Below are 25,072 nucleotides of genomic sequence, written 5' to 3' on the forward strand. Positions count from 1 at the left end.
CCATGGGATTTGACCTGGAGGCTTTGAGGGAGGCGGTCGAAACCCATGGGCAAGTCACCCGTGTGGTCATCGCCGCGTTGCGGGGGTCATCCCCGCGCGAGGTCGGCGCCGCGATGCTGGTGTGGCGGGATGGGCAGTCGGGCACCGTCGGCGGCGGCACGCTGGAATATCAGGCGGCCGAGGCGGCACGGGGACAGACCGCCCCACGTCAGCTCAGCCATCATGCGCTTGGCCCTGATTTGGGACAGTGCTGCGGCGGCGCGGTGACACTGCTGAGCGAGGTTTACGATGCCGAGGCGCTGGCTGCGCTGGAGGGTGACATCATTGCCCGGCCCACGGCGGGCGGAGAGATGCCCCTGTCGGTCAAGCGTTTGCTGGCACAGGCGCGCGGGCAAGGGGTGCCGCCCGAGCCGCAGCTGATCGACGGCTGGATGATCGAGCCGGTGCACAAACCGGCGCGCAACCTGTGGATCTGGGGTGCGGGCCATGTGGGCCGGGCGCTGGTCGATGTGCTGTCGCCCCTGCCCGATCTGGCCATCACCTGGGTCGATACTAGCCCTGAGCGGTTTCCGGCGGATATTCCGGCAGGCGTCGCCGCCGTTCCGGCGGCGAAACCGGTAGAACTGATGCCTTATGCGCCCCGCGATGCCGAGCATCTGGTGTTGACCTATTCGCACACTCTGGACCTGGAATTGTGCAACCGCTTGCTGGGACACGATTTTCGCTTTGCGGGGCTGATTGGCTCGGCTACCAAATGGGCGCGGTTCCGGTCGCGGCTGAAAGCGCTGGGGCACACGCCTGAGCGCATCGGCCGCATCACCTGCCCGATCGGCGATCCGTCCTTGGGCAAACATCCGCAAATGATCGCCGTGGGCGTCGCCGCGCAGCTCTTGCGCCCTGCCCTGACCGAGACACGAAAGAAGGACCTGAGCGCGTGACCACCCCATTGTTGAGCTTGCAAGGCCTGACCAAGGCCTATCCCGGCGTCGTGGCCAATGACACCGTGTCCTTCGATATCGGCGAGGGCGAGGTGCATGCCCTGCTGGGTGAGAACGGCGCCGGAAAATCCACCTTGGTCAAGATGATCTACGGGCTGGTGAAGCCCGACAGCGGCGCCATGCTGCTGAACGGCCAGCCCTATGCGCCGCCCGAACCACGCGCCGCGCGCGCCGACGGGATCGCGATGGTGTTTCAGCATTTCTCGCTGTTCGACGCGCTGAACGTGGCCGAGAATATCGCGTTGGGGATGGAGAACCCGCCGGCGATGTCCGATCTGGCCGCGCGGATCCGCGAAGTGTCCGAGACCTACGGACTGCCGCTCGATCCCTACCGCACGGTGGGGGATCTGTCGGCGGGCGAGCGGCAGCGGGTCGAGATCATCCGCTGCCTGCTGCAGGATCCCAAGCTGCTGATCATGGACGAGCCGACCAGTGTTTTGACGCCGCAGGAGGTGGAGATCCTTTTCGAGACCCTGCAAAAGCTGCGGTCGGAGGGAACCTCGATTCTCTATATTTCTCATAAGCTTGAGGAAATCCGCACGCTTTGCGACCACGCCACCATTCTGCGTCTGGGCAAGAATGTGGGCGAATGCGTGCCCTCTGAGACCTCGGCCCGGGAGATGGCCGAGCTGATGGTCGGTTCGACGCTACAAACGCCAGAACGCGCGGGCCGCGAATTCGGTGAGGTGGCGCTGGATATTACCGGGCTGTCGGTGCCGTCGCCCTCGGAATTCGGCACCGCGCTGAAGAACCTGCACCTGACCGTCCGCAAGGGCGAGGTGCTGGGCATCGGCGGGGTTGCGGGCAACGGGCAGGATGAATTGCTGGGCGTGCTCTCGGGCGAGATCGTAACCGATGCGGATGCCGTCAAGATGGGCGGGCAGCATGTGGGTCGGATGGGTCCCACGGCACGGCGCAAGCTGGGGCTGCTGACGGCGCCGGAAGAGCGGCTTGGCCATGCGGCGGCGCCGGATATGAGCTTGACCGAGAATGCGTTGCTAACCGGTTCGGTGCGCGAAGGGCTTGAAAGCCGTGGGTTTCTGAAATGGTCCGAAACCCAGAGCTTTGCGGAGAAGATCATCGAAGCCTTCGACGTGCGCACGCCGGGGCCGGATAACGCGGCACGGTCGCTCTCGGGCGGCAACCTGCAGAAATTCGTGATTGGCCGCGAGGTGTTGCAGAACCCCGATGTGCTGGTGGTGAACCAGCCGACCTGGGGCGTGGATGCGGCAGCAGCGGCGGCGATCCGGCAGGCCATTCTGGATCTGGCCGCCAAAGGCGCTGCCGTGGTCTGCATCAGTCAGGATCTGGATGAGCTGATGGAGATTTCGGACAGTTTCGCGGCCCTGAACGAGGGCCGCCTGAGCGCGCCCCGCCCTGCAGCGGGTCTGACCGTTGAGGAGATCGGTCTGATGATGGGTGGCGCCCATGGCATGGAGGTGGCGCATGTTTGATCCGGCACACCATGCGTATTTGAAGCAAGAAGAAGCGATGAGGGGGTGAGCGGATGATTGTGTTGGAGAAACGGCCACAGCCGTCACAGGCGTGGTCGATGGCGACGCCGCTGGTGGCGGTGCTGGCGACGATGCTGTTCGGAGGGCTGCTGTTCGCGGCGCTCGGCAAGAACCCGGTCGAGGCGATCCGGACGATTTTCTGGGAGCCTCTGTTTGGCGAGTTCGCCTTTTTCTACCGCCCTCAGCTTTTGGTGAAGGGCGCGCCGCTGGTACTGATCGCCATCGGGCTGTCGCTGGGTTTTCGCGCCGGGATCTGGAATATCGGGGCCGAGGGCCAGTACATCATGGGGGCCATCTTTGGCGCCGCGGCGGGCCTTGCCTTTTATCCGCTTGAGGCGTGGTACATCTTTCCGCTGATGGTCATCGCCGGGGCGCTTGGCGGCTGGATCTGGGCGATGATCCCGGCCTTTCTGAAGGTGCGGTTCGGCACCAACGAGATTCTGGTCTCGTTGATGCTGGTCTATGTGGCCGAGCAGATGCTGGCCTCGGTCTCGCTGGGGCTGCTCAAGAACCCCGAAGGCTTCGGCTTTCCGGGCTCGCGCAACCTGCAATCCTATGCCAGCGCGCATAACGCCGAGATTTTCACCGGCTCGGGCATGCATTGGGGTGTGGTCGCGGCCTTTGTCGCCGTGATCTTTGCCTATGTGCTGCTCAACCGCCACATGCTGGGCTTTCACATCCGGCTGACCGGAGAGGCACCGCGCGCGGCCCGGTTCGCGGGCGTCAACCCCTCGCGGCTGATCCTGTTCTGCCTTGGTATGTCAGGGGCTCTGGCCGGGCTGGCGGGGCTGTTCGAGGTCTCGGGTCCCTCGGGCCAGATCTCGATCGACTTCAACGTGGGCTATGGCTTTACCGCAATCATCGTGGCCTTTCTGGGCCGCCTGCATCCTGTCGGCATCCTGCTGGCCGGAGGGCTGATGGCGCTGACCTATATCGGCGGCGAGATCGCGCAGGGCAGCCTGGGCCTGCCTGCTGCCGCCATCCAGGTGTTTCAGGGGATGCTACTGTTCTTCCTGCTGGCGCTGGACCTTCTGACCAACTACCGCGTTCGCGTGGCCCGTAGAGAGGTGGCGTGATGCAACGGCTTATACGCAGATTCACAGTATCCACGGCCATCGCCTTTCTGGTGCTGGCAGGGCTTTCGTTCACGCCGCTAGCGTTCATCCCGGCGCTGTTGAACCTCGTGACAATTGGTTGGGAGGGGGTTGCTGCCGTCCTGATAGTCATGGCGGCGCCGTTCGGCGGGTTCCTGTTCGTTCTGTTGTTCAGTCGACACAACGAGCGGACGAATGAGATAGCCGCTCTTTCCGGTGTTTGGGTCGGCGCGATTGCCGGCTCGCTGGTTGGTGTCAAATTTTTGGGGGCAGTGTAATGGACCTATCCGCAATCAATCCAGTTCTGCTGGTAGCCTCGCTGATGGTGGCTGCCACCCCTCTCCTGCTGGCCGCCATTGGCGAGTTGGTGGTGGAAAAGGCCGGGGTCCTGAACCTCGGCGTCGAGGGCATGATGATCGTGGGCGCCATCAGCGGTTTTGCCATATCGGTTGAGACCGGCTCACCCTGGCTGGGGTTCATCGCCTCGGCCATCGGTGGCGCTGTGCTGTCGCTGCTTTTCGTGCTGCTGACGCAAGTGGCGCTGGCCAATCAGGTGGCGAGCGGTCTGGCGCTGACGCTGTTTGGTCTGGGCCTCAGCGCCCTGATGGGGCAGAGCTATGTGGGCATCAAGCCGCCGCAGATGGGCAAGCTGGATATTCCGGTGATCAGCGATCTGCCGGTGGTCGGGCCGGTTCTGTTTTCCCATGACCCGATCCTCTATCTCGGCATCGCGCTGACCGCCGCCGTGTGGGCCCTGCTGAAATACACCCGCGTGGGTCTAGTCTTGCGCGCGGTCGGCGAAAACCACGATGCCGCCCACGCGCTGGGTTACAAGGTGATCCGCATCCGGATCATGGCGATCCTGTTCGGCGGCGCCTGTGCCGGTCTGGGCGGGGCCTATATCAGCCTGATCCGCGTGCCGCAGTGGACCGAGGGCATGACCGCCGGTGTCGGCTGGATCGCCCTGGCGCTGGTGGTGTTCGCCAGCTGGAAACCGTGGCGTGCCCTGCTGGGTGCCTATCTTTTCGGCGGAGTGACCGTGGTCCAGCTCAATCTGCAGGCGGCAGGCGTTGCCATTCCCGTCGAGTATCTGGCAATGTCGCCCTACATCATCACGATCCTTGTGCTTGTGATCCTTTCGGCTGACAAGAGCAGCGCGCCTGCCTCGCTTGGCCGGACCTTCCATGCCTCGCACTAGACGAGGAAAATTGTACCAACCTGGGGAGTAACCTGATGAAATTCACTTCACTTCTGGCAACGGCCGCAATGGCGATCGGTCTGGCGACCGGCGCCGTGGCACAGGACAAGACCAAGGTCGGTTTTGTCTATGTCGGCCCCGTCGGCGACGGCGGCTGGACCTATGAACACGACAAGGGCCGTCAGGCCGTCGAGGAGCATTTCGGCGACAAGGTCGAGACCGTCTTTGTCGAATCCGTGCCCGAAGGCCCGGATGCCGAGCGCGTGATGACCCAGATGGCGCTGGAGGGCGCGGACCTGATCTTTACCACCTCGTTCGGCTACATGGACCCGACCATCAACGTGGCCAAGAAGTTCCCGAACGTGAAGTTCGAGCATGCCACCGGTTACAAGACCGCACCCAACGTCTCGGTCTATTCGGCCCGCTTCTACGAAGGCCGTGCGGTGCAGGGTCATATTGCGGGCAAGATGACCGAGTCGAACGTCATCGGCTATATCGGCTCGTACCCGATCCCCGAAGTGATCCGGGGCATCAACTCGGCCTATATCCACGCCAAGAAGGTCAACCCGGACGTCCAGTTCAAGATCGTCTGGGCCTACACCTGGTTCGACCCGGCGAAAGAGGCTGATGCAGCCAAGGTGCTGATCGAACAGGGCGCCGACGTGATCCTGCAGCACACCGACTCGACCGCGCCTCAGGCCGCGGCGCAGGCAGCGGGCAACGTGATCACCTTCGGTCAGGCCTCGGACATGAGCGAATATGCCCCCAAACCGCGCGTCAGCTCGATCATCGACAACTGGGCACCCTACTATGTCGCCCGTACGCAGGCGGTCATGGATGGCAACTGGGAGACCGTGAACACCTGGGACGGTATCGCCCAGGGCATGGTTGAAATCGGCGAGATTTCGGACGCGGTTCCGGCGGATGTCAAAGAAGAGGCGCTGGCGCTGAAAGCGTCGATCTCCGATGGCAGCTATCACCCTTTCACCGGCCCGCTGAAAAAGCAGGACGGCAGCGATTGGCTCGGCGAGGGTGAGACCGCCGATGACGGCACGCTGGCGGGCATGAACTTCTACGTCGAAGGGCTGGAAGGCGACATCCCGCAGTAAGCTTGCCAAAAGCTCACTTTGAAAGACCCCGCCCTGGCGGGGTCTTTTTCTTTGTAGATGCCCGATCTGGTCGGCAGATCACGCAGCACAAACTATGGGTGGTTGAAAACCCTGTGCGCGTCGCACCAACGATGGCTCGACAACGCCTATTCCGGCCCGAACACCTGCATCGCCAGCAGAATGCGGGAAACGGCGGTCACGAGGCAGAGCGCGCCGAACACCCAGGCCAGGACCGAGAACCACGCGGGCCATAGGCAAAGCGCCACGAAGAACGCGATGGTCTCGGCCCCTTCCAGCAGACCGCCGGTGAAATAGAGCGTCTTGACCCCATGGCGCCGCGACTTCATCCCGTGACGCTCGGCGAGAACGGCATAGCCCAAAAAGCTCGCGCCGTTCACATAAAACGCAGTCAGCAGGAAAGCCCCCGCTGCGCCGTTCGCCGCCGGATCGAGCCAGACAAAGGCCATCGGCACCGCCCCGTAAAAGGCAAAGTCGCAAGTGATGTCCAGATATCCGCCGAACGAGCTGGGCTGCGTCACCCGTGCCACTGCCCCATCCAGCCCGTCGGCCAGACGCGAGAACAGCAGTGGCAGTAGCGCCCAGCCGGTCAGCCCCAGCGCGATAAGCAACGCAGAGGTCAAACCCGCGGCCAGCCCGGCCAGCGTCACCTGATTGGCGCTGATGCCCCAACCGGCCAGCAGGCGGCCCTGCGCCTGCAGGGGCGGGTCGATGATGGGGCGGAGCATGGCGTCGAACATGGCGCTACCTAACCCGAGCCGGGGGTCGGCCGCCAATCACGAATTGATCAGCCACGCCGGTCAGTGCCCGGTAAACACCAGTGTCTGGACCGGCATCAGCAGCAGCCGCAGACGCAGCCCCGCCGCATGAACCACGCCGATCGTGTCCACCACGTGCAGAAAGATCCGCTGGCCCGTGCCCAGCTCTTCATGCTCAAGCCGGTGGTGGTTGGAGGTGTAGACATTGGCCAGACAGTTGCTGCCCGGCGGCAGCGCATCGGCCATGCCGTCGTAGAGCGGTTCGAGATAGACCAGGATCGAACCCGGCGGGGGGCTGTTCTGCGGCTCAAGCAGTTGATCCGAGGGGCGGATCTGCCCCGACGGGATTACATCCTGCACCGCAACGACGACCATGGGAACCACGGTGAACGGCTTGGTCATGCAGCCGATCTCGGCAACCATGCCGGGGCGGATGACCTGTGCCGAAAGCTGATTGAAACCCGCCTGAAACCGCTGCCGTCCCGAGAAGCTGGGCACCAGAATGCCAGCCGGGCGCAGCAAGGGGCTGACATAATCGCCCACCTGCAACGAGAACTGTTCGATCCGCCCTTCGACACCCGCAACGATCAGTGTCTTGTCCAGTTCCGCCTCGGCCTGCTCCAGCTGCGCCTCGGCGCTGGCATGCTGCGCCGGGATCAGGACGTCAATCTGCTGCTGTACCGCCGCCTCATTCGCGCGCGCGGCATCCAGACGCCCGGTCCGTTCTTTCACCAGATTTTCCAAACGTTCGATCTCGGTCAGGCGCACAGCGCTCGAGCCTTTCTCGCGCAGCTCCTGATTGCGGGCCAGATCCTCGTTGGACTGGGTCAGCGACGCCTCGGCCTGCACGACACCGGCCCGGGCCGCCGCCAGATCGGTTTCGGCAACCTTCATCGAGGCATCAACCTCGGCCAGGTTGGCCTTGGCGGTCTCGACGGCGGCTTTCTGCGAGAAGCCGTCCAGACGGAAGATCGGATCGCCCGCCTGAACCTGCTGGTTATTCTCGACATAGACCTCTGCCACCCGTCCCCCAACCTGTGGCAGGATGGTCACCGTGCGGAAATAGGATGTCACCGAAGCCGTTGCGGGATGAAAATAGAACAGGGTCGTAATCACCGTTATTGCGGCCATCGCACAGGTGGTCAGCCCCCAGCGCAGTTCATACCACATCGTGAAAAAGGTGATCTCATGCCCGATCCGCTTGCCCTGCACATAACGGCGGAACAGGAAGTCGGGCAGAATGGTGAAGAGGGCGCAGATCAGTGTCTCCAGCATTGCTCAGTGCCCCTTCGCTTCGGCGTCTGCATCGGTCTCTGCCTCAGCCTCCACTTCGAGTGGAACGGCTTCCGGTTCAACTGCCTCCCGCTCTGTCGTGGCCTGATTTCCCTGCGCGGCAAGCGCAGAAAGCGAGGTCGCCATGGACCTGATCGGGCTGAGGTAATCGGGAATGCGGAACCCCGCCACGAGTATCGCTATGACCCAGAAAATATTGTTGTGGGTGAACAGCGCCAGCAGGGCCAGAATGCCTACGAATTGGAACTGCGAATGGTTCAACTTGTGCGCCATACGCTCAGGCAACGCGTGCAATGTGAAATAGCCGACCCCCAGGAGCACGATCAGGACGACGGTGAATATCACCATGAAGTTGAACAGATAATCGGACCCGTCCGCCGCTGTCACGTATGTGGGTATGTGCCCCGTCGCCATCGGGTGTAAGGCGGCTGTGTCCATCTCTCGCTCCATCTTCGGCCCTTTTGCGGGCTTTGGGCCACTATGCGTGCCGAAGCCAGAGCGGGCAAGTTTCCTGTGGGCCTCTGTTCGCTCTTTTCGCCGCGCCGGGGGCGTGCAATTCTCCGCCCATGATTTGCAGATTGACCAGCCCCGACGGCACGCCAGCCAGTTCGTTCGCCTTTGGCACCATGCAGTTCGGCGACCGCGCCGATGCGGCGCAGAGCCGGGCCATGTACGATGCCTGCCGGGCGGCAAGCATTACCCATTTCGATACCGCGCATGTCTATACCGACGGCAAGTCCGAAACGCTGCTGGGCGGGATGATCGGTGCCGAGCGCGACGGCGTGCTGGTCGCCACCAAGGTCGGCTATCAGGGCGGTGCGGGGGCGGCGAACATGCGGGTGCAGTTCGATGCCTCGCGGCGGCGGCTGGGGCTGGAGATGGTTGATATCCTCTATCTCCACCGGTTCGATCCGGAGACCGATCTGGCCGAGACCATGGCCTGTTTTGCCGAGCTGAAACGGGCCGGGCAGATCCGTTATATGGGCCTGTCGAATTTTGCCGCCTGGCAGGTGATGAAGGCGGGGGCGGTTGCCGCCCGGTTCGATCTGCGCATCGACATTTTGCAGCCGATGTACAGCTTGGTGAAGCGTCAGGCCGAGGTCGAGATCCTGCCGATGTGTGCCGATCAGGGCATCGCGGTGGCGCCCTATTCTCCGCTGGGCGGCGGGTTGCTGACCGGCAAATACGCTCAAGGCGGCGCCGGGCGGCTGAGCGAGGACAGCCGGTATGCCGCGCGCTATGGGCAGGAGTGGATGGCCGGAACCGCTGCGGCGTTGGCGGAACTGGCTGATGAGCTGGGTACCTCCCCCGCCACGCTGGCGGTGGCCTGGGTTGCGGCCCATCCCTGCCAGCCCATGCCGATCATCTCAGGCCGCAGCGCCGAACAGATCGCGCCGTCACTGGCGGCGCTGGATTATGACCTGACGCCAGAGCTCTACAACCGGATCGCAGCGCTCAGCCCCACACCGCCTCCTGCAACCGACCGGCTGGAAGAACGCGCATGATCGACTTTCTGATCATCGGCGGCGGCATCGCCGGATTGAGCGCTGGCGCGCGCCTGTCGGCGCATGGCTCCGTCACCGTGCTCGAGGCCGAGGATGCGCTAGGATATCACGCCTCGGGCCGCTCGGCGGCGCTGTTCGAACAGAATTACGGCCTGCCGCCCACCGTGGCGCTGAGCCAGGCTAGTGCCGAGTATCACCGGTCGGCCAATGGCGGTTATCTCAGCCCCCGGGGCCTGTTGCTGATCGGCGGCCTGGATCAGCGCGCTGCGTTCGAAGCGGACGTTCGCGATCTGGGGATGCACGAGATCACCATGGACAAGGCCTGCGCCCACGTGCCCATTCTGAACCCCGACACCGTGGCTTTTGCCGCGCATCACGGGGAGGCACAGGATATCGACACCGACCGGATGCTGCAGGATTTCGCGCGCGCGATCCGCTCCAATGGCGGGCAGGTTCTGACAAAACGGAGGGTGACAGGAATCACCAAGGAGCAACACTGGCAGGTCGAGGCGGGCGAGATGTTCGAGGCCCGCAACCTTGTCAACGCCGCAGGCGCCTGGGCGGATCAGGTGGCGCAGATGGCCGGGATTGCACCCATCGGCATCACCCCGTGCCGCCGGTCGATGGCCCGCCTGCCCGCGCCGGGCAGTCACGACGTGTCGGGCTGGCCGATGATGCTGGGTGTCGGCGAAAGCTGGTATGCGAAACCGGATGCGGGCAAGCTGCTGGTCTCGCCCGCCGATGCCGACCCGGTCGAGCCGCATGACGCCTATGCCGACGACATTGTGCTGGCCGAGGGGCTGGCGCGCTACGAGGAATATGTGACCGAGCCAGTGACACGTGTCGAAACCAACTGGGCCGGGCTGCGCAGTTTCGCCCCCGACAAAACGCTTGTGCTGGGTCCTGACCCTGATCAGCCGTCCTTTGTCTGGGTCGCAGGCCAGGGTGGATACGGGTTTCAGACCGCCCCTGCCGCCGGACAACTGGTGGCGGATCTTGTGACCGGCACCGCGCCGGAATTGGCGCCGGACATGGTCGCCGCCCTGCGTCCCGAAAGGCTGCGCCGATGAGCAAGCGCGCCCTGCCCCCCAATGCCAGCGTCGCCGAACAGGGGGACGGCACCAAACTGATCGCCCCCGCCGCCAGCCGAAATGCGGACGTTCTCTGTGATCTGCTGGCTCAGGTCGCCCCGCAGGACGGTCGGGCGCTGGAACTGGCCAGCGGCACCGGCCAGCACGTCGCCGCCTTTGCCGCCCGTCTGCCCGGCCTGCTCTGGCAACCGACCGAAGTGGTGGCGGAGCGCATCACCAGTATCGACGCTTATGCGCAAGGTATCCCCAATATCCTTCCCACCCACACTCTGGACGCACTCCACCCCGGCTGGAGCACCGAACACACGGGTTATGACCTGATCGTGCTGATCAACTTGCTGCACCTCATCAGCCTGCCCGAGACCGAAACCTTGATCACCGAGACTGCACGAGCGCTGGCGCCCGGCGGACGGTTCGTCCTTTACGGCCCCTTCATGCGCAGCGGCGAACTGACCAGCGAGGGCGACAAGCGTTTTCACGCCGCACTCACCATGCAGGATCCGGAGATCGGCTATAAGGACGATTTCGACATGATCGAGCTTATGCAGGCCGCCGGGCTGGAAATGGCCGAAGTCATCGAGATGCCCGCGAACAATCTCGCGCTGATCGCTGCAAAACCCCCGACCTGATCAAGATCAAAGTCACAGGATAGGTACCCCCTTACACATGCAAATAACGAGATGTTTGTAAGGAGGCCTCATCCGTGACCTGGAACGATAAACTGTCCGCCACACGTGCGGGTCTGCGCAACCTAAACACGGCCATGCCGGACACGGCCCGGGCCTTTGGGTCGCTGGGCAAGGCGGTCAAAGAGGGCGGCGTGCTGGACTTCAAAACCAAGGAATTCATCGCGCTCGGCATCTCGGTCGGAATCCGCTGCGAGCCCTGCATCTCGTTGCACACCGAGGCGCTGGTCAAGGCAGGCGCTAACCGGGATGAGGTCGCGGATGTGCTGGGCATGTGCATCCAGATGGGTGGCGGCCCGTCGATGATGTACGCCGCCAAGGCACTGGAATGCTTCGACGAATTGTCGAGCGCATGACCTGCGGCGATTTGGCGCCGACGGGCCGGGCGATGCCGGCCGTTGAGACCAGACACCAACCGAAAAGGAAGGATTTCGAGATGAAGGGCCTAACAATCGCGCTCCCCGCATTCTGTCTGTTGGCCGGGATGGCCATGGCACAGGGCGGTGCTCATTTCATCGAAAACTGGGATGCAGACGGGGATGGCACCGTGACACTGGACGAGGCGCGCGAAAAGCGCATGGACGTGTTCTACATGTTCGACGCGGACGAAAACGACCACCTTGATGTCGCGGAATACGACCTGTTTGATGAGACCCGCGCCGCCGACATCGCAGCCAATGACATGCCAAAATCGTTCAAGGGTCCGGCCAATGCCTTGAAGCGCGAGTTCAACGATGCGGACAGAGATGGTCTGGTCAGCAAGGCCGAGTTCCACGAAGGAACCGAGGCCTGGTTCGTCAAGCTGGACCATGACGGCGACGGCGCGGTCACGCTCCGGGACTTTCAGAGAATGAAAGAAGGCGGCTAAAGCGCCCTGCCCCCGCGCGACAGGAATCGGGCGATGACAAAGAACGCGCCCACCAGCAGTGCGGGCAACACCAGAATCTTGAAGATGAAGACCGCGAGGATGGCCACATAGCTGCGCAGCAGGTCATCCGCGCGGTCCGACACGTTCCTGACGATTTCCTGATACCGCTCCGCCTCTTCCATCGCACCGCTCAGGTTCTGCCACCAACCGTCCGGAGTGGCACCTTCTGGCATCGCCCCTTCGGCCTCGGCGCTGATTTCGGCAATGACCGCTGCGTTTTCGTCCCAGACATCGCGGGTCAGACCGTCAGCGAGAACGCCGGACAGCAGAAACGCAGCCGGCAGCGCCAGGGCCAGAAACAGGCCATACCACACCAGACGCCGGGACAGCGCCACGACCACATCGTGCCGCCCGATCCCCCGATCCATCATCCATATGCATAACGCTACGGCCACCATCCCGGCACCGACCGCGCTGACAGGCCCCATCGCCACCGACAGCACCCCGGTCACGATCATGACGTTGAACACGACGGACGCAATCCGCTCCACGGTGTCGTCAATCGGTTCGAGAAACCGGAATGGCTGAGCCGAAGCGGAGGCGACCAGCGAGCCTCCGACCTCGACCTCCTGCGCGGCGGACAGAACCGCGTTCAATGTCCTGAGCGAGACGTAGATGCCGGCGCTGGCGGTGGCGACATCCCCAGCATAGTTGCGAGCGGCCTCGGTTACCGGGTTGGCGCGGTAGAAGACCGTCGCCAACAGAGCGATCCCCGCGCAAAACGCGAGGACCGCCATTCGCACGGGGCGGCGTTCACCCATCCTTGCGGATGGTTTCGTTCTTGGGATCGTAAGGGCTGTCGCAGGTGACGACAGCATCCCACAGCTTGTCCTGCATCTTGACCTTAAGCTTGGTGCCCTCGACCGCCAGCTCGGGCTTGATGTAGCCCATGCCGATGGATTTCTCGAACGCCACCGAGTAACCGCCCGAGGTCAGACGACCCACGCGCTCACCTTCCGGCGTATAGAGCGCCTCGCGGCCCCACGGGTCGGCATCCTCCGGACCGTCGATCAGAAGGGTGCAGCATTTCACGCGCACGCCGGTCTCTTCCAGCTTGGCCTTGCCGTGGAAATCCTTGGACAGATCGACAAAGCGCGGCAGGTCGGCCTCCAGTGGTGTCGCGTCGCGACCCAACTCGGTGCCGAAGGCGCGATAGGATTTCTCCTGACGCAGCCAGTTCTGGGCACGGGCACCGACCAGCTTCATGCCGTGCTTCTCACCAGCCTTCTCAAGCAGATCGAACAGGTAGTTCTGCATCTCGATCGGGTGATGCAGTTCCCAACCCAGCTCACCGGTATAGGCCACGCGGATCGCGTTGACCGGGCACATGCCCAATTCGATCTGACGGGCCGACAGCCACGGGAAGCGTTTGTTGGACAGTGCGGTTTCCGGATCGGCGTCTTTGATGACCTCTTTCAGAACGTCGCGCGACTTGGGTCCGGCGATGGCGAAAACGCCCCACTGCGTGGTCACGTCCTGGATTTCGATGTAACCGAACTCCTCCATCTTGTCTTCGGCGGCCTTGCGCAGATAGTCGGCGTCGTACTCGGTCCAGGCTCCGGCGGAGACGACGTAGTAGTTGTTCTCACCATTGCGGACGATAGTGTATTCGGTGCGGGTGGTGCCGAGCGAAGTCAGCGCGTAGGTCAGGTTGATGCGTCCGACCTTGGGCAGCTTGTTGCAGGTGAACCAATCCAGAAACCGGGTCGCACCGGGGCCTTTGACGACATGCTTGGTGAAGGCCGACGCATCGATCAGGCCAACGCCTTCGCGGATCGCTTTGGCTTCTTCGACGGCATATTGCCACCAGCCACCACGGCGGAACGAACGGCTTTCCTTGTCGAAATTGTCAGGCGCGTCCAGCGGACCAAAATAGTTCGGACGTTCCCAGCCATTGACCCAGCCGAACTGCGCGCCACGCGCTTTCTGACGGTCATAGGCCGGCACGGTCCGCAGCGGACGGCAGGCTTCACGCTCTTCATCCGGGTGGTGCAGGATGTAGACGTGCTCATAGCACTCTTCGTTTTTGCGTGCGGCAAACTCGGTGGTCATCCAATTGCTGCTGTAGCGCTTGGGGTCCAACGAGGCCATGTCGACCTCGGCTTCGCCATCGACCATCATCTGCGCCAGATAGTAGCCGGTGCCGCCCGCGGCAGTGATACCGAAGCTGAAGCCCTCAGCCAGCCACATGTTGCGCAGGCCCGGAGCCGGGCCAACCAGAGGGTTGCCGTCGGGGGTGTAGCAGATCGGGCCGTTGAAATCGTCTTTCAGGCCGGATTCAGCGCAGGACGGGACGCGCTCGGCCATTGCCATATACTGATCTGCGATCCGGTCCAGATCGAGCGGAAACAGATCGGCACGGAAGCTGTCCGGCACGCCATGCTCAAAACGCGCGGGCGCACCGTGTTCATAGATACCCAGGATCCAACCGCCACGCTCTTCACGCGCATAGGATTCGTTATCCGCGTCGCGCACAACGGGGTGTTCCGGGTTGCCTGCCTCACGCCATTTGACCAGCTCGGGGTCCTTGTCCATGACGATGAAGGTGTGCTCGACCGGAATGGCAGGCATCTTGATGCCCAGCATCTTGGCGGTGCGCTGCGCGTGGTTGCCCGATGCGGTCACGACATGCTCGGCAGTGATCACCACCTGCTCGTCGCTCTCGACCAGGTTGCCGCCCTTTTCGACCATCTTGGTGCAGGTAACTTCCCAATGGGTGCCGTTCCAATGGAAGGCGTCCGCTTGCATCTTGCGCACGATATCGACACCACGCTGGCGGGCGCCTTTGGCCATCGCCTGAGTCACGTCGGCGGGGTTAATGTAGCCGTCTTCGGTGTGATAGATCGCGCCTTTCAGGTCGCTGGTTTCGATCAGCGGCCAACGTTCTTTGATCTGCTCGGGCGTCAGCCATTCATAAGCGACATCACAGGTCTCGGCGGTGGACGCGTAGAGCATGTATTCGTCCATACGCTCCTGCGTCTGCGCCATGCGCAGGTTGCCGACAACGGCGAAACCTGCGTTCAGGCCGGTCTCTTCCTCGAGCGTCTTGTAGAAGTCGACGGAGTATTTGTGGATGTGGGTCGTCGCATAGGACATGTTGAAGAGCGGCAGCAGACCGGCGGCGTGCCAAGTAGAGCCCGACGTAAGCTCGTCCCGCTCGATCAGCATCACATCGTCCCAGCCCGCCTTGGCCAGATGATAGGCAATCGAGGTGCCGACGGCGCCACCGCCAACGACCAGTGCTTTGACTTGGGTTTTCATGTGCCCGCTCTCCGGATTGAGTCTGTTTGGCACGGTTTATGCCCAAGCCCGCCACGAACCGCCAAGTCCATCCGACGCAAAAATGTGCAAAACCGACCTTGGCGCCCCGCACCTGCCGATTATGCGGCGGCATTTGGCCGGGAATGCGTATTTTGGGCAAGAAGAAGCAGGGCTTGTGCCCCGGAAGATCGTCGTGGTGCCCAGGTCAACCAGGCAGGATTTTTCCGGGGTTCATGATGTTGTCAGGATCGAGCGCAGTCTTGATCATCGCCATATACTGCGTGGCGGCCCCAAGCTCTTTTTCCAGATAAGGTTTCTTGCCCTGCCCGATCCCGTGCTCACCGGTACAGGTGCCATCCATCGAGATGGCCAGATCATTGAGCCAGCCGACGAAGGTCTCGGCGTTGGCTACCTCATCGGCATTTTCCATATCGATCAGCAGCAGTGTGTGGAAATTCCCGTCGCCGACATGGCCCACGATGGGGGCTAGCAGGCCCAGCTCGGCCGTTTTCTCCTGCGCTGCCGTCACGCATTCGGCCAGCCGTGAGATCGGGACGCAAACATCGGTCGAGATACCGCTGGCGCCGGGTCGGAGTTGCAGCGAGGCCCAGTACATGTCGTGGCGCGCCTGCCAGAGCTTGTTGCGCTCCTCGGTCGAGGTGGTGGCGGCGAAATCCGAGCCTCCGAATTCCTCGGTGATCTGGCCGAAGGTTTCGGCTTGTTCCACCACGCCCGCGTCAGACCCATGGAACTCCAGCAGCAGCAGCGGCGTTTCGGGAAGGTCGAGTTTGGAATAGGCGTTCGCGGCGCTAACCGAGCGTTCGTCCAGCAGCTCGATCCGAGCCACCGGAATGCCGTATTGGATGGTCATTATCACCGCGCGGCAGGCGGCGTCGACAGTGGGAAACGAGCAGCGGGCGGAGCTGATCGCCTCGGGGATGCCCTGCAGGCGCAGGGTGATTTCGGTGATGATGCCGAGGGTGCCTTCGGCCCCGATCAGCAGCCGTGTCAGGTCGTAGCCTGCCGAGGATTTCTTGGCGCGCTGGCCGGTACGGATGATCTGTCCATCGGGCATAACCGCTTCGAGGCTGAGGATATTGTCTTTCATCGTGCCATAGCGCACCGCATTTGTGCCCGAGGCGCGGGTCGCGGCCATGCCGCCCAGCGAGGCGTTGGCGCCCGGGTCGATGGGAAAGAACAGGCCCTGATCGCGCAGGTGGATGTTCAGATCCTCGCGGGTCACGCCGGGCTGGATCACGCAATCCAGATCCTCGGGATGCACGGAAAGGATGCGGTTCATCTGGGTGAGATCCATGGAGATCCCACCAGCCGGCGCGTTTACGTGCCCTTCAAGCGAGGTGCCGGTGCCGAACGGGATGACGGGCACCTTGTGGGCCGCGCAGGTTTGAACGATCTCCGCGACCTCGTCGGTCGAGTGCGGAAACACAACCGCATCGGGCGACTGGTTCTGAATCCAGGTTGTCGTGTGGCCATGCTGCTCGCAGATCGAGGCGCCGGTTTGCAGCCGGTCACCGAAGCGCTGTTTCAGGATGCCTATGACAGTCTCGATGCCGCCCTCGTTGCGTGGCAGTGCGCTGGCCTGAACCATGTCCGTTCCCTCCCCTGATGGAACGGTTTTGCCCCAGCCCGCAGGCCGGGGCAAGGCCGGTCACTCGCCCAGCGCGATGCCTTCGCGCCGGGGATCGGCGCCGCCGCGCAGGGTGTCGCCGATCTCGATGGCGTGCAGGCCCGAGGTCAGGTCGCGGGCGTTGACCTCATATCCCAGCGCGGTCAGCGCGTCAGCCATATCGGCAGCCGAGGTGCCCTCTTCCACATCATAGGTGCCGAACCGGTTGACCAGATGCGGCAGCGCCAGGGCCTGCTGCACGTCCATGCCCCAGTCCGCCCAGGCGATGATCGACTTGGCCACGTAGCCGATGATCCGACTGCCGCCGGGCGAGCCGATGGCCAGCACCGGCTTGCCGTCCTGCATCACGATGGTCGGGCTCATCGACGAACGCGGACGTTTGCCCGGCTCCATCCGGTTGGCAATGGGCACGCCGTCCGAATGGCTGCGGAACGAGAAATCAGTAAGCTCGTTGTTCAGCAGGAATCCGTTGGTCATCAGCCGCGAGCCGAAACCGTTCTCGATGGTTGTCGTCATCGACAAGACATTGCCCTGCGCGTCCACGATCGAGATATGCGAGGTCGAGGGCAGTTCGATCGACTCGTCATCGGCCCAGATCAGCGCGTGGTCGAACTCGGGGCTGCCCGCCGAAACTTCCGGCAGCGCGGCCTCGGCATTCAGCAGCGCCGCACGCCCGGCCAGATAGTCCGGATCGACCAGTCCGCTTGTGGGCACCGGCACGAAATCGCTGTCGGCCATATAGCGGCCCCGGTCGGCGAAGGCGAGGCGCGAGGCGTCGCCGATCAGGCGCCAGGCTTCGGTGCTGTCGGCGCCAAGTGCGGCAAGGTCGTAGTTGTTGAGCGTGCCGAGGATTTGCCCGACGGTCAGCGCGCCCGAGGATGGCGGGCCCATGCCGCAGACTTCGTAAGCGCGATAGGTCGCGCAGACCGGCTCACGCTCGATCACCTGATAGAGCGCCAGGTCGATCCCGGCCAGCACGCCCGGATTGCCCGGGGCGGACCGCACCGTGTTGACGATCCCAGCGGCAATGTCGCCGCCATAGAACCCCGCCGCGCCCTCTGCCGCCAGCACGCGCAGGGTTTCGGCATAGGCCGGGTTTTTCAGCAGATCGCCCTCGGCCAAAGGAGTCCCGCCGGGCAGGAAATACTCCGCCGTAGCAGGGAACCGGGACAGACGCTCGGCATCGCCCTCGACCAGACCGGCCAGACGGGGCGAGACGGCAAACCCGTCCTCGGCCAGCCGGATGCCATCGGCAAAGAGGCTTGGCCATGGGCTGCTACCCCAGCGGCGATGCGCCTCTTCCAGCAGGGCGGGCGTGCCCGGTGTACCGACGGACAACCCGCCGACCACGGCATCGAAGAATTTGAGCGGCTCGCCATTTTCATCCTGAAACAGCGTCGGCGTGGCCGCGCGCGGGGCAGTTTCGCGGGCATCGAGCGTCGTCATCTCACCCAATGTTGCATCGTACCAGACCAGAAACGCCCCGCCGCCAAGGCCCGAGGATTGCGGCTCGACCAGCCCCAGAACGACCTGCACTGCAACCATCGCATCAGCGGCCGTGCCACCTGCGCGCAGGATATTGGCCCCGGCCTCGACCGCCAGCGGATTGGCGGCAGCAGCCATCCAGTTCTGCGCCTCGACCGGCTGACCGTTGGCCTTGGCCTCTTGCGCCGCCGTCGCTTCGGGCGACAGGGCCTGAACCTGCCCGGTGGCCGCGGCTTCGGGTGCCACCGCGTCGGCGGTTTCCTGCGCCAAGGCCGGGGCAATGGTAGTCATGGCAGACAAAAGCAGACCTGAAATCAATCCAACGCGCATTCTTCCCTCCCAATTTTTTGCTGATAACTCAGGCGATCCTGCCAGCCGAACCCGGGGGTCACAATCAACGGTTGAGCCTTGCAAGCCCACCGGCGGAGTTTCGCCTTTCTACCTGAGACGAAAACACCCGGCGCGATGGCCGGGTGTCGAATTCACAGCATCGAGGGCACCACCTGATCGGGCGGGCGGTGGCCATCCTCGAAGGTCTTGATGTTGATGATCACCTTTTCCCCCATCTCGATCCGCCCCTCCAGCGTGGCCGAGCCCATATGCGGCAGCAGCACCACATTGGGCAGTTGCCGTAGGCGGGGGTTCACGTCGATACCGTGTTCGTACACATCCAGCCCTGCCCCCGCGATTTCGCCCGAGCGGACCATTCGGGTCAGCGCATTCTCGTCGATCACCTCACCTCGGGACGTGTTCACGATCACCGCCGACGGCTTCATCAGTTTCAGACGCCGCGCATTCATCAGGTGAAAGGTCGAAGGCGTGGATGGGCAATTGACCGAGATCACATCCATCCGCGCCACCATCTGGTCGAGACTGTCCCAATAAGTCGCCTCAAGCTCATCCTCGACCTCGGGGCGCAGGCGGCGGCGGTTGTGGTAATGCACCTGCATGCCAAAGGCCCGGGCCCGGCGGGCAACCGCCTGCCCGATGCGGCCCATGCCCAGAATGCCAAGGCGTCGCCCGCCGATACGCCCGCCCAGCAGCGCCGTGGGCGCCCAGCCGGTCCATTCGCTTTTCTGCATGATCGACAGCCCCTCGGGGATGCGGCGGGTCACGGCAAGGATCAGCGCCATGGTCATGTCCGCCGTGTCGTCGGTCAGAACCCCGGGCGTGTTCGAGATGAGAATGCCCCGCTGCCGCGCGGTGGACACGTCGATATGGTCCACCCCGGCGCCATAGTTGGCGATCAACCGCAATTGCTCACCCGCCTGCCCCATCAGACCCGCGTCGATGGTATCCGTCACGGTCGGCACCAGCACATCGGCAGACTTGACCGCAGCGACCAGTTCGGTGCGCGTCATCGGCGTGTCATCCTCACGCAGCGCGACATCGAAAAGCTCGCTCAATCGCGTTTCCACCGCCTCGGGCAACCGTCGCGTAACGACAACACTCAGACGTTCTCTTGCCACTTGAGCTCTCCCACAGCTTTGCATTCAGGCGCGCGCCATGGCATCGTGGCGCAGGATCAGGCGGGGCACAAGAACCCCAAGCGGAATTGACGCAGCCTTTTTTCCGACCCGGGTCAACAGGCATAAGAGCGGACAGACAGTGAGGCAGTCGGTATCGGTGAAACGCCAGTGTCTGGCGGCGTTTTCGTTTCTCTTTCTCGTTTTCTGCGCCCAGGCCGCCAGCGCCGAGGCGCAGCGCGGTCAGGTCACCAACCTGCCGCTGCCACGCTATGTCTCGATGAAAGCGGCTGAGGGCAATGTGCGCCGGGGCCCGTCCCTGACCCATCGAATCGATTGGGTGTTCAAGCGCCGCGACATGCCGCTGCAGATCACCGCCGAATACGGCAACTGGCGCAAGGTCCAGGACCGCGACGGCGCCGGCGGCTGGGTGCATTACGCGCTGCTGTCCGGCGTCCGCACCGTGCTGGTCGAGCAGGACATGCTGCCGGTCTATGCCAGCCCGGATCAGAACGCGCCGATCAACGCGCATTTCGAATTGGGGGTCGTCGCGCGGCTGGGCAAATGCAGTCTCGACTGGTGCCGCATATCGGCGGGCGGCTATCGCGGATGGACCCGCAAAAGCAACCTGTGGGGCGTTGACGCCACCGAGTTACGCGACTGATCTGCCCCGTACTCAGGACGTGCGGGCGATGAAGTCATTCGTCAGGTCCGCCAGCGCCTCACCCACATCCTCTTGCAGGAAGTGACCCGCCCCCGGCAGCACCACATGCGGCTGCCCCGCCGCGCCGGGACACAGGGTCTGAAACACCTTGTCGATCCCGGCCATGATCTTGTCCTCGGCGCCAAATGCCGTCAGCACCGGCGTGTCGAGCCCCCGGATCACTTGCCACGCCCGGCGGTTCGGCTCCGCCGCCGGATCGCCCGGCCGGTCCGGTACCAGCATCGGAAACTGCCGTGCACCCGCCTTGTAACTGTCATTCGGAAATGGGGCGTTATAGGCCGCGACCTCCTCGTCGGACAGCTTCGAAACAGTCCCGCCATAAACGATCCGGCCCGCGTTGAAATCGGGCACCTCCTGGCTGAATGTGCGCCACAGGGCAAACGCCTCCCCCAACGGCTGGTCCCCGGTCGGCAACGCCGTGTTGGCGACCACGACGCGGGCAAACCGCTCGGGCATCTCGGCCCAGAGCCGCAGCCCGATCAGCCCGCCCCAGTCCTGACACACCAGCGTAATGCCGGTCAGGTCGAGCTGGCGCAAAACCTCACCCATCCAGAACACGTGGCGGGCATAGGTGTAATCCTCGCGCTGCGCAAGCTTGTCTGACTTGCCAAAGCCCACAAGATCCGGCGCAATCACCCGATGCCCCGCAGCGGCAAAACGCGGGATCATATGGCGATAGAGGTAGGACCAACTCGGCTCGCCATGCATCGCCAGAACCGGTGCCGCATCACGCGGACCTTCATCCACATAATGCACCCGTAGAGTGCCGCCTTCGGTATCGTCCCCCTCCAGATAGTTCGGGGCAAAGGGATAATCCTTCAGCCCTTCGAAACAGTCGTCCGGTGTGCGCAGTGCCTTCATGTCGGATCCTCCCTGTTACAGGAACAAGCCTAGCATTCGCCGCCGACCCGGCTAGGGTGGACGTCACGGCATTTGCAGAGGCGCCACAATGAAAGCCATCACCTATCGCGTATTCGGAGCGGCACGAGACGTGTTACAGATTGAAGATCTCGAAAGCCCCACTCCGGGACCCGGCGAGGTGCTGATCGATGTTGCGTTCTCTGGCGTGAACCCGTCCGATGTAAAAGCCCGCGCAGGCGCCCGACCCGGCGTGACCAAGCCGCCCTACCCCGTGATCGTACCGCATAGCGACGGGTCGGGCATAATCTCCGCCGTCGGCGAGGGCGTGCTAGAAGGCCGGATCGGAGAGCGGGTGTGGATCTGGAACGGCCAGTGGCAACGCCCGTTCGGCACTGCGGCAGAACAGATCGCGTTGCCATCGGAACAGGCCGTCCGGCTGCCGGACTCAGCCTCGCTGGAAACCGGTGCGGTTCTGGGCATACCCGGCTTGACCGCCTGCCACACAGTGTTCTCGGGCGGTGACATTGCCGGGCAGACGGTACTGGTCCAGGGCGGAGCAGGCACCGTCGGATATCTTGCCGTGCAACTCGCCAAATGGGGCGGCGCCCGGGTCATCGCCACCGCCGGCAGTGGCAGCCTGAACCGGGCGCGGTCCGCTGGAGCAGATGCCACGCTGGACTACGCCACCCCCGATCTGGCCGAGCAGATTCTCGATGCCAATAGCGGCCAGCCGGTACATCGAATCGTCGAAGTGGAATTCGGCCGGAACGCGGAAACCGATGCCGCTGTCATCGCCGAGAACGGGCGTATCAACACCTATGGATCGGCCAAGGCGATGACCCCGCCCCTGCCCTTCTACCCGTTGATGTTCAAGTCCGTGACACTTGAGATGGTTCTCATCTATCTTCAATCCCCTGAAATCCGTGCCCGAACCATCGCGCAACTGGCCCGCGCGCTAAAGGAAGGCGCTCTCGATTGCCCGATTCAATCAGTGCACGACCTGACCAACGCCGCCGCCGCCCACGAAGAGGTCGAGGCCGGTGGACGCACCGGCGCGGTGCTGATCAGAACCGATTCCTGACCCGGCCAAAAAATGCACTTTGGGCGACATTTTTTTGGCGGGCGGCTCTTGAACCCCAAGTTCAACACGCGTAGATAGCCGCTCACCGTTGGGGTGTAGCCAAGTGGTAAGGCAGCGGTTTTTGGTACCGTGTATCGTAGGTTCGAATCCTACCACCCCAGCCATGATTTTCCCTAAAATCACACACCGAATATTTGCTCGCCTATTATCGCGTGTTTTCAGCAGGTTATCATCTGGCTGTAGCGTGACAGAACTTTTTTCAGCGTTTGACACACAAAATTGCAGCAAGACGATTCTGAGGGATAAGACCCTTACCGGGCCATAGTCATCATGTTGGCCTTCGTTTGCGTAGCAGATTATCAAGATGTATGTGGGATCGTCATCTGATAGGAAGCCTTGCAGCGCAGCCCGCTGTTTCAAGCAGTTTTTGCGCCCAACCACATTTCCATCACGGCAGTAACTGCCGTGTTGACAAACTGTTATCTGATACTTCGCTGCAGCCCGTCGACTATCTTTGGAACATCGAGAGGCCAGTCCAAATCGCTGACATCGATCCTTCCGCGTGTTCCTGCGTCGATATCCCCCCCTCGAACACAATCAATTGAGTGTTGTCGGCCGCGAGTCAGAAATGCTGTTGGATCGGCGTTTGATGCAACCACACCCTGAAGGTACTTTGCGATCATGCTATCGTCTTGCTCATCAATTGCTTGTGCGAATTTGATAGGGTCCACGTATTTGTTGCCTTTATTTAAATGCGCGTATGTGAAGGCACCGTGTCCCAAGAAAGAAAGTTCCCACGACTTTTCATCATGCATTGACGAGCAAAGGGCGTCATAAAGCTGCAGATCACAATCCTTCTGCAACGCAACAATCGTCTCAAACAAAAAAGCTCCAGAATAACAGCTATCAAGGGTTATGCTAAGGCCCCTAACGCCCGCGCCGCTAACCAAGCTTTTTTTGACTAACTTTATGAACTGAGTCGCGGTCACATGATTATCTTTAAAAACAAGTGCCCCGTTTCCTGGTCGCCCATGACCAGCAAAATACAAGTCAATGCCTGTTTTTTGTTGAGGGAAAGCACCTATTTCATCGGAAACCCTATCGATGGCTTCAGCGAATTCTTGAGCGCTTGGATCGATCAATAACGCGTGAGCATCTTTGGAGACCCGTCCATCTTTCGACCATAATCTGTGTATCTTACATGCATCCGCAGACGTGTACTTTAAATTTGCACCAGACCGAGAACGCATCTCACCGAAACCAGTCATCGCGGTCTCGGCGACCGCCGGGCCAGAGCATGCAACGACCAAGCTTCCGGAAAATTCTCGATCGTACAACTTGATACTCCCAAATAGCGAATGATGTATGCAAGCTTCATACAGGTGCTACTCAATGTCTAGAAAAGCTTGGCGAGCTCATACTCTACAAGAAACTAGGCAGGTCTTGATTAATCTTGCCCAACCACGCGATTTCCCTGCACAGCCTGTAGCTCTCAGTATCCCATACGCCCACGGCCATCTGAAACATCAGAAACACTGCGGACCTTCGTTGCTATAACCGATGTGTCGATTCACAAGTCATGAAGCTCACATCTATAAAGGATCAGGCAATGCACAATCAACATCGCTAATTATCGATACAAAAAATTGCAAAAACGTGGGCAACCGGCAGTTTGCGCCATAATAAACAAGCAAGAAAACAAACCCGATAATTACGGTTAGAGCACTTGCGGCGTTCTTTGCCGAATTTAGTTTATAAAGGCATAGCAAAGAAAACTGCCCCGGGTAACGCCCAACTAGTCTAACACGTGCAGAAATCTGCATTGCCCATAAAAAAACAGTGAGTGACAGTATAGCTCCTACGCCAGGTAGCAAATACCATACATCTAGACCAACTGGGTTAATGCCTGCCGCCAAAAGTGGCCAGTATACCGGAAAGTCATTTGCCTTGGCCCAAGTCGAAGCAACTTGGTAGGCTTTATGATCCCACACACGAAAGATAAGAATCGATGCACCTATAATTGCTACTAGCGCCGACACGATGTCTATAGGTGTTCTCGCCAAGGATGGGTCCCACCTGAATGTGCCGTCTGGCTTTCTCTCAAGCCCACTCGGCGGACTGGCAAGCCATATCAACGGAGCATAGAACCAAAAGCTGGACTTCAACATGAGCCGGTAACAAATTGGCGGGACAAATATAGCAAGAAGTAGCAGGTTGCCGTACTGGTTGAGAACGTCTCGACCCGATTGTTCGAGATCAGATTTCGCGCTCGCAAAGCTAAACATGTGATGGTCTGGTAGGCCCGGAAGCAGTTCAGGCTCAGTTGTTAGATCGGTCCTCAGCATCAGTGTGGC

Annotated in this window: 24 protein-coding genes and 1 tRNA gene; 14 read left to right on the top strand and 11 right to left on the bottom strand. The window is 62.0% G+C overall.

Translation table 11 applies throughout. From position 1 onward, the window contains the following. The first annotated feature begins 2 nt into the window (after nt 1–2). The 6 genes from xdhC to AB3N21_RS15765 are packed head-to-tail and all read left to right on the top strand — an operon-like array spanning nt 3 to nt 5,913. Nucleotides 3–938: a xanthine dehydrogenase accessory protein XdhC gene (xdhC, locus tag AB3N21_RS15740; protein ID WP_367936100.1), complete on the top strand. Its 936-nt coding sequence runs from the start codon at nt 3–5 to the stop codon at nt 936–938. Continuing rightward, nucleotides 935–2,452 carry an ABC transporter ATP-binding protein gene (locus tag AB3N21_RS15745; RefSeq protein ID WP_367936101.1) on the top strand — a complete coding sequence of 506 codons (1,518 nt, stop codon included), beginning with the start codon at nt 935–937 and terminating at the stop codon, nt 2,450–2,452. The genes xdhC and AB3N21_RS15745 overlap by 4 nt, the downstream gene beginning before the upstream one ends. Nucleotides 2,453–2,505: 53 nt before the next feature. Beyond that, a complete protein-coding gene (locus AB3N21_RS15750; protein ID WP_367936102.1) occupies nt 2,506–3,588 on the top strand; it encodes an ABC transporter permease in 1,083 nt (360 codons plus the stop codon). Next, complete coding sequence (locus tag AB3N21_RS15755) at nt 3,588–3,884, top strand: hypothetical protein (protein WP_367936103.1); 297 nt, start codon at nt 3,588–3,590, stop codon at nt 3,882–3,884. The genes AB3N21_RS15750 and AB3N21_RS15755 overlap by 1 nt, the downstream gene beginning before the upstream one ends. Further along, nucleotides 3,884–4,804, top strand: coding sequence for an ABC transporter permease (locus AB3N21_RS15760; RefSeq protein WP_171174785.1), 921 nt, complete (start codon nt 3,884–3,886; stop codon nt 4,802–4,804). Before AB3N21_RS15755 ends, AB3N21_RS15760 begins: the two co-directional genes overlap by 1 nt. A 35-nt stretch (nt 4,805–4,839) precedes the next feature. Then, complete coding sequence (locus tag AB3N21_RS15765; protein ID WP_367936104.1) at nt 4,840–5,913, top strand: BMP family ABC transporter substrate-binding protein; 1,074 nt, start codon at nt 4,840–4,842, stop codon at nt 5,911–5,913. Nucleotides 5,914–6,059: 146 nt separating this feature from the next. Here AB3N21_RS15765 and AB3N21_RS15770 read toward each other — a convergent pair whose 3' ends face one another. The 3 genes from AB3N21_RS15770 to AB3N21_RS15780 are packed head-to-tail and all read right to left on the bottom strand — an operon-like array spanning nt 6,060 to nt 8,420. Further along, nucleotides 6,060–6,671 (bottom strand): CDP-alcohol phosphatidyltransferase family protein, encoded by a 612-nt coding sequence (locus AB3N21_RS15770; protein WP_367936105.1) that lies wholly within the window; start codon nt 6,669–6,671, stop codon nt 6,060–6,062. Nucleotides 6,672–6,731: 60 nt separating this feature from the next. Beyond that, the gene (locus AB3N21_RS15775) at nt 6,732–7,964 is read right to left on the bottom strand and encodes an HlyD family secretion protein (RefSeq protein ID WP_367936106.1); all 1,233 of its coding nucleotides are present in this window, start codon (nt 7,962–7,964) and stop codon (nt 6,732–6,734) included. Nucleotides 7,965–7,967: 3 nt separating this feature from the next. Then, nucleotides 7,968–8,420: a hypothetical protein gene (locus AB3N21_RS15780; protein ID WP_367936107.1), complete on the bottom strand. Its 453-nt coding sequence runs from the start codon at nt 8,418–8,420 to the stop codon at nt 7,968–7,970. A gap of 128 nt (nt 8,421–8,548) precedes the next feature. On the opposite strand from AB3N21_RS15780, the gene AB3N21_RS15785 reads away from it, so the two are divergent. The 5 genes from AB3N21_RS15785 to AB3N21_RS15805 all read left to right on the top strand — a co-directional run bounded on the left by AB3N21_RS15785 (nt 8,549) and on the right by AB3N21_RS15805 (nt 12,132). After that, nucleotides 8,549–9,487, top strand: a complete 939-nt coding sequence (locus AB3N21_RS15785) for an aldo/keto reductase (protein ID WP_367936108.1) — start codon at nt 8,549–8,551, stop codon at nt 9,485–9,487. Then, complete coding sequence (locus AB3N21_RS15790; protein ID WP_367936109.1) at nt 9,484–10,557, top strand: NAD(P)/FAD-dependent oxidoreductase; 1,074 nt, start codon at nt 9,484–9,486, stop codon at nt 10,555–10,557. Before AB3N21_RS15785 ends, AB3N21_RS15790 begins: the two co-directional genes overlap by 4 nt. Then, nucleotides 10,554–11,207, top strand: coding sequence for a DUF938 domain-containing protein (locus AB3N21_RS15795; protein WP_367936110.1), 654 nt, complete (start codon nt 10,554–10,556; stop codon nt 11,205–11,207). The genes AB3N21_RS15790 and AB3N21_RS15795 overlap by 4 nt, the downstream gene beginning before the upstream one ends. A 74-nt stretch (nt 11,208–11,281) precedes the next feature. After that, nucleotides 11,282–11,620, top strand: a complete 339-nt coding sequence (locus AB3N21_RS15800) for a carboxymuconolactone decarboxylase family protein (protein ID WP_367936111.1) — start codon at nt 11,282–11,284, stop codon at nt 11,618–11,620. Nucleotides 11,621–11,700: 80 nt separating this feature from the next. Then, nucleotides 11,701–12,132, top strand: coding sequence for an EF-hand domain-containing protein (locus AB3N21_RS15805; RefSeq protein WP_367936112.1), 432 nt, complete (start codon nt 11,701–11,703; stop codon nt 12,130–12,132). On the opposite strand, the gene AB3N21_RS15810 is transcribed toward AB3N21_RS15805, so the two are convergent. The 5 genes from AB3N21_RS15810 to AB3N21_RS15830 form a co-directional block, all read right to left on the bottom strand. Next, nucleotides 12,129–12,929, bottom strand: coding sequence for a hypothetical protein (locus AB3N21_RS15810; RefSeq protein ID WP_367936113.1), 801 nt, complete (start codon nt 12,927–12,929; stop codon nt 12,129–12,131). The two genes, AB3N21_RS15805 and AB3N21_RS15810, sit on opposite strands and share 4 nt — an antisense overlap. Nucleotides 12,930–12,945: 16 nt before the next feature. After that, the gene (locus tag AB3N21_RS15815) at nt 12,946–15,453 is read right to left on the bottom strand and encodes an FAD-dependent oxidoreductase (RefSeq protein WP_367936114.1); all 2,508 of its coding nucleotides are present in this window, start codon (nt 15,451–15,453) and stop codon (nt 12,946–12,948) included. A gap of 205 nt (nt 15,454–15,658) precedes the next feature. After that, nucleotides 15,659–17,062, bottom strand: coding sequence for an FAD-binding oxidoreductase (locus AB3N21_RS15820; RefSeq protein ID WP_367936115.1), 1,404 nt, complete (start codon nt 17,060–17,062; stop codon nt 15,659–15,661). Nucleotides 17,063–17,122: 60 nt separating this feature from the next. Beyond that, nucleotides 17,123–18,916 (bottom strand): gamma-glutamyltransferase, encoded by a 1,794-nt coding sequence (ggt, locus tag AB3N21_RS15825; protein WP_367936116.1) that lies wholly within the window; start codon nt 18,914–18,916, stop codon nt 17,123–17,125. A 152-nt stretch (nt 18,917–19,068) separates the two neighbouring features. After that, on the bottom strand, nt 19,069–20,055 hold the full coding sequence (locus tag AB3N21_RS15830) for a 2-hydroxyacid dehydrogenase (protein ID WP_367936117.1): 987 nt from the start codon (nt 20,053–20,055) through the stop codon (nt 19,069–19,071). A 172-nt stretch (nt 20,056–20,227) separates the two neighbouring features. Here AB3N21_RS15830 and AB3N21_RS15835 point away from each other — a divergent pair, with 172 nt between their 5' ends. Then, on the top strand, nt 20,228–20,716 hold the full coding sequence (locus AB3N21_RS15835; RefSeq protein ID WP_367936148.1) for an SH3 domain-containing protein: 489 nt from the start codon (nt 20,228–20,230) through the stop codon (nt 20,714–20,716). A gap of 12 nt (nt 20,717–20,728) precedes the next feature. On the opposite strand, the gene AB3N21_RS15840 is transcribed toward AB3N21_RS15835, so the two are convergent. Then, entirely contained in the window at nt 20,729–21,637 is a 909-nt protein-coding gene (locus AB3N21_RS15840; RefSeq protein WP_367936118.1) for a haloalkane dehalogenase, read from the bottom strand. An 88-nt stretch (nt 21,638–21,725) separates the two neighbouring features. Here AB3N21_RS15840 and AB3N21_RS15845 point away from each other — a divergent pair, with 88 nt between their 5' ends. Together AB3N21_RS15845 and AB3N21_RS15850 are read left to right on the top strand one after the other, a co-directional pair. Then, entirely contained in the window at nt 21,726–22,718 is a 993-nt protein-coding gene (locus AB3N21_RS15845; protein WP_367936119.1) for an NADPH:quinone reductase, read from the top strand. 89 nt (nt 22,719–22,807) lie between these two features. Next, nucleotides 22,808–22,882, top strand: a tRNA-Gln gene (locus AB3N21_RS15850). A gap of 315 nt (nt 22,883–23,197) precedes the next feature. Here AB3N21_RS15850 and AB3N21_RS15855 read toward each other — a convergent pair. Together AB3N21_RS15855 and AB3N21_RS15860 are read right to left on the bottom strand one after the other, a co-directional pair. After that, a complete protein-coding gene (locus AB3N21_RS15855) occupies nt 23,198–24,055 on the bottom strand; it encodes a hypothetical protein (protein WP_367936120.1) in 858 nt (285 codons plus the stop codon). A 255-nt stretch (nt 24,056–24,310) separates the two neighbouring features. Beyond that, nucleotides 24,311–24,886 carry a hypothetical protein gene (locus AB3N21_RS15860; protein WP_367936121.1) on the bottom strand — a complete coding sequence of 192 codons (576 nt, stop codon included), beginning with the start codon at nt 24,884–24,886 and terminating at the stop codon, nt 24,311–24,313. Nucleotides 24,887–25,072 lie beyond the last annotated feature (186 nt).

It is taken from the genome of Ruegeria sp. (assembly GCF_040830605.1).
Lineage (GTDB): Bacteria > Pseudomonadota > Alphaproteobacteria > Rhodobacterales > Rhodobacteraceae > Ruegeria.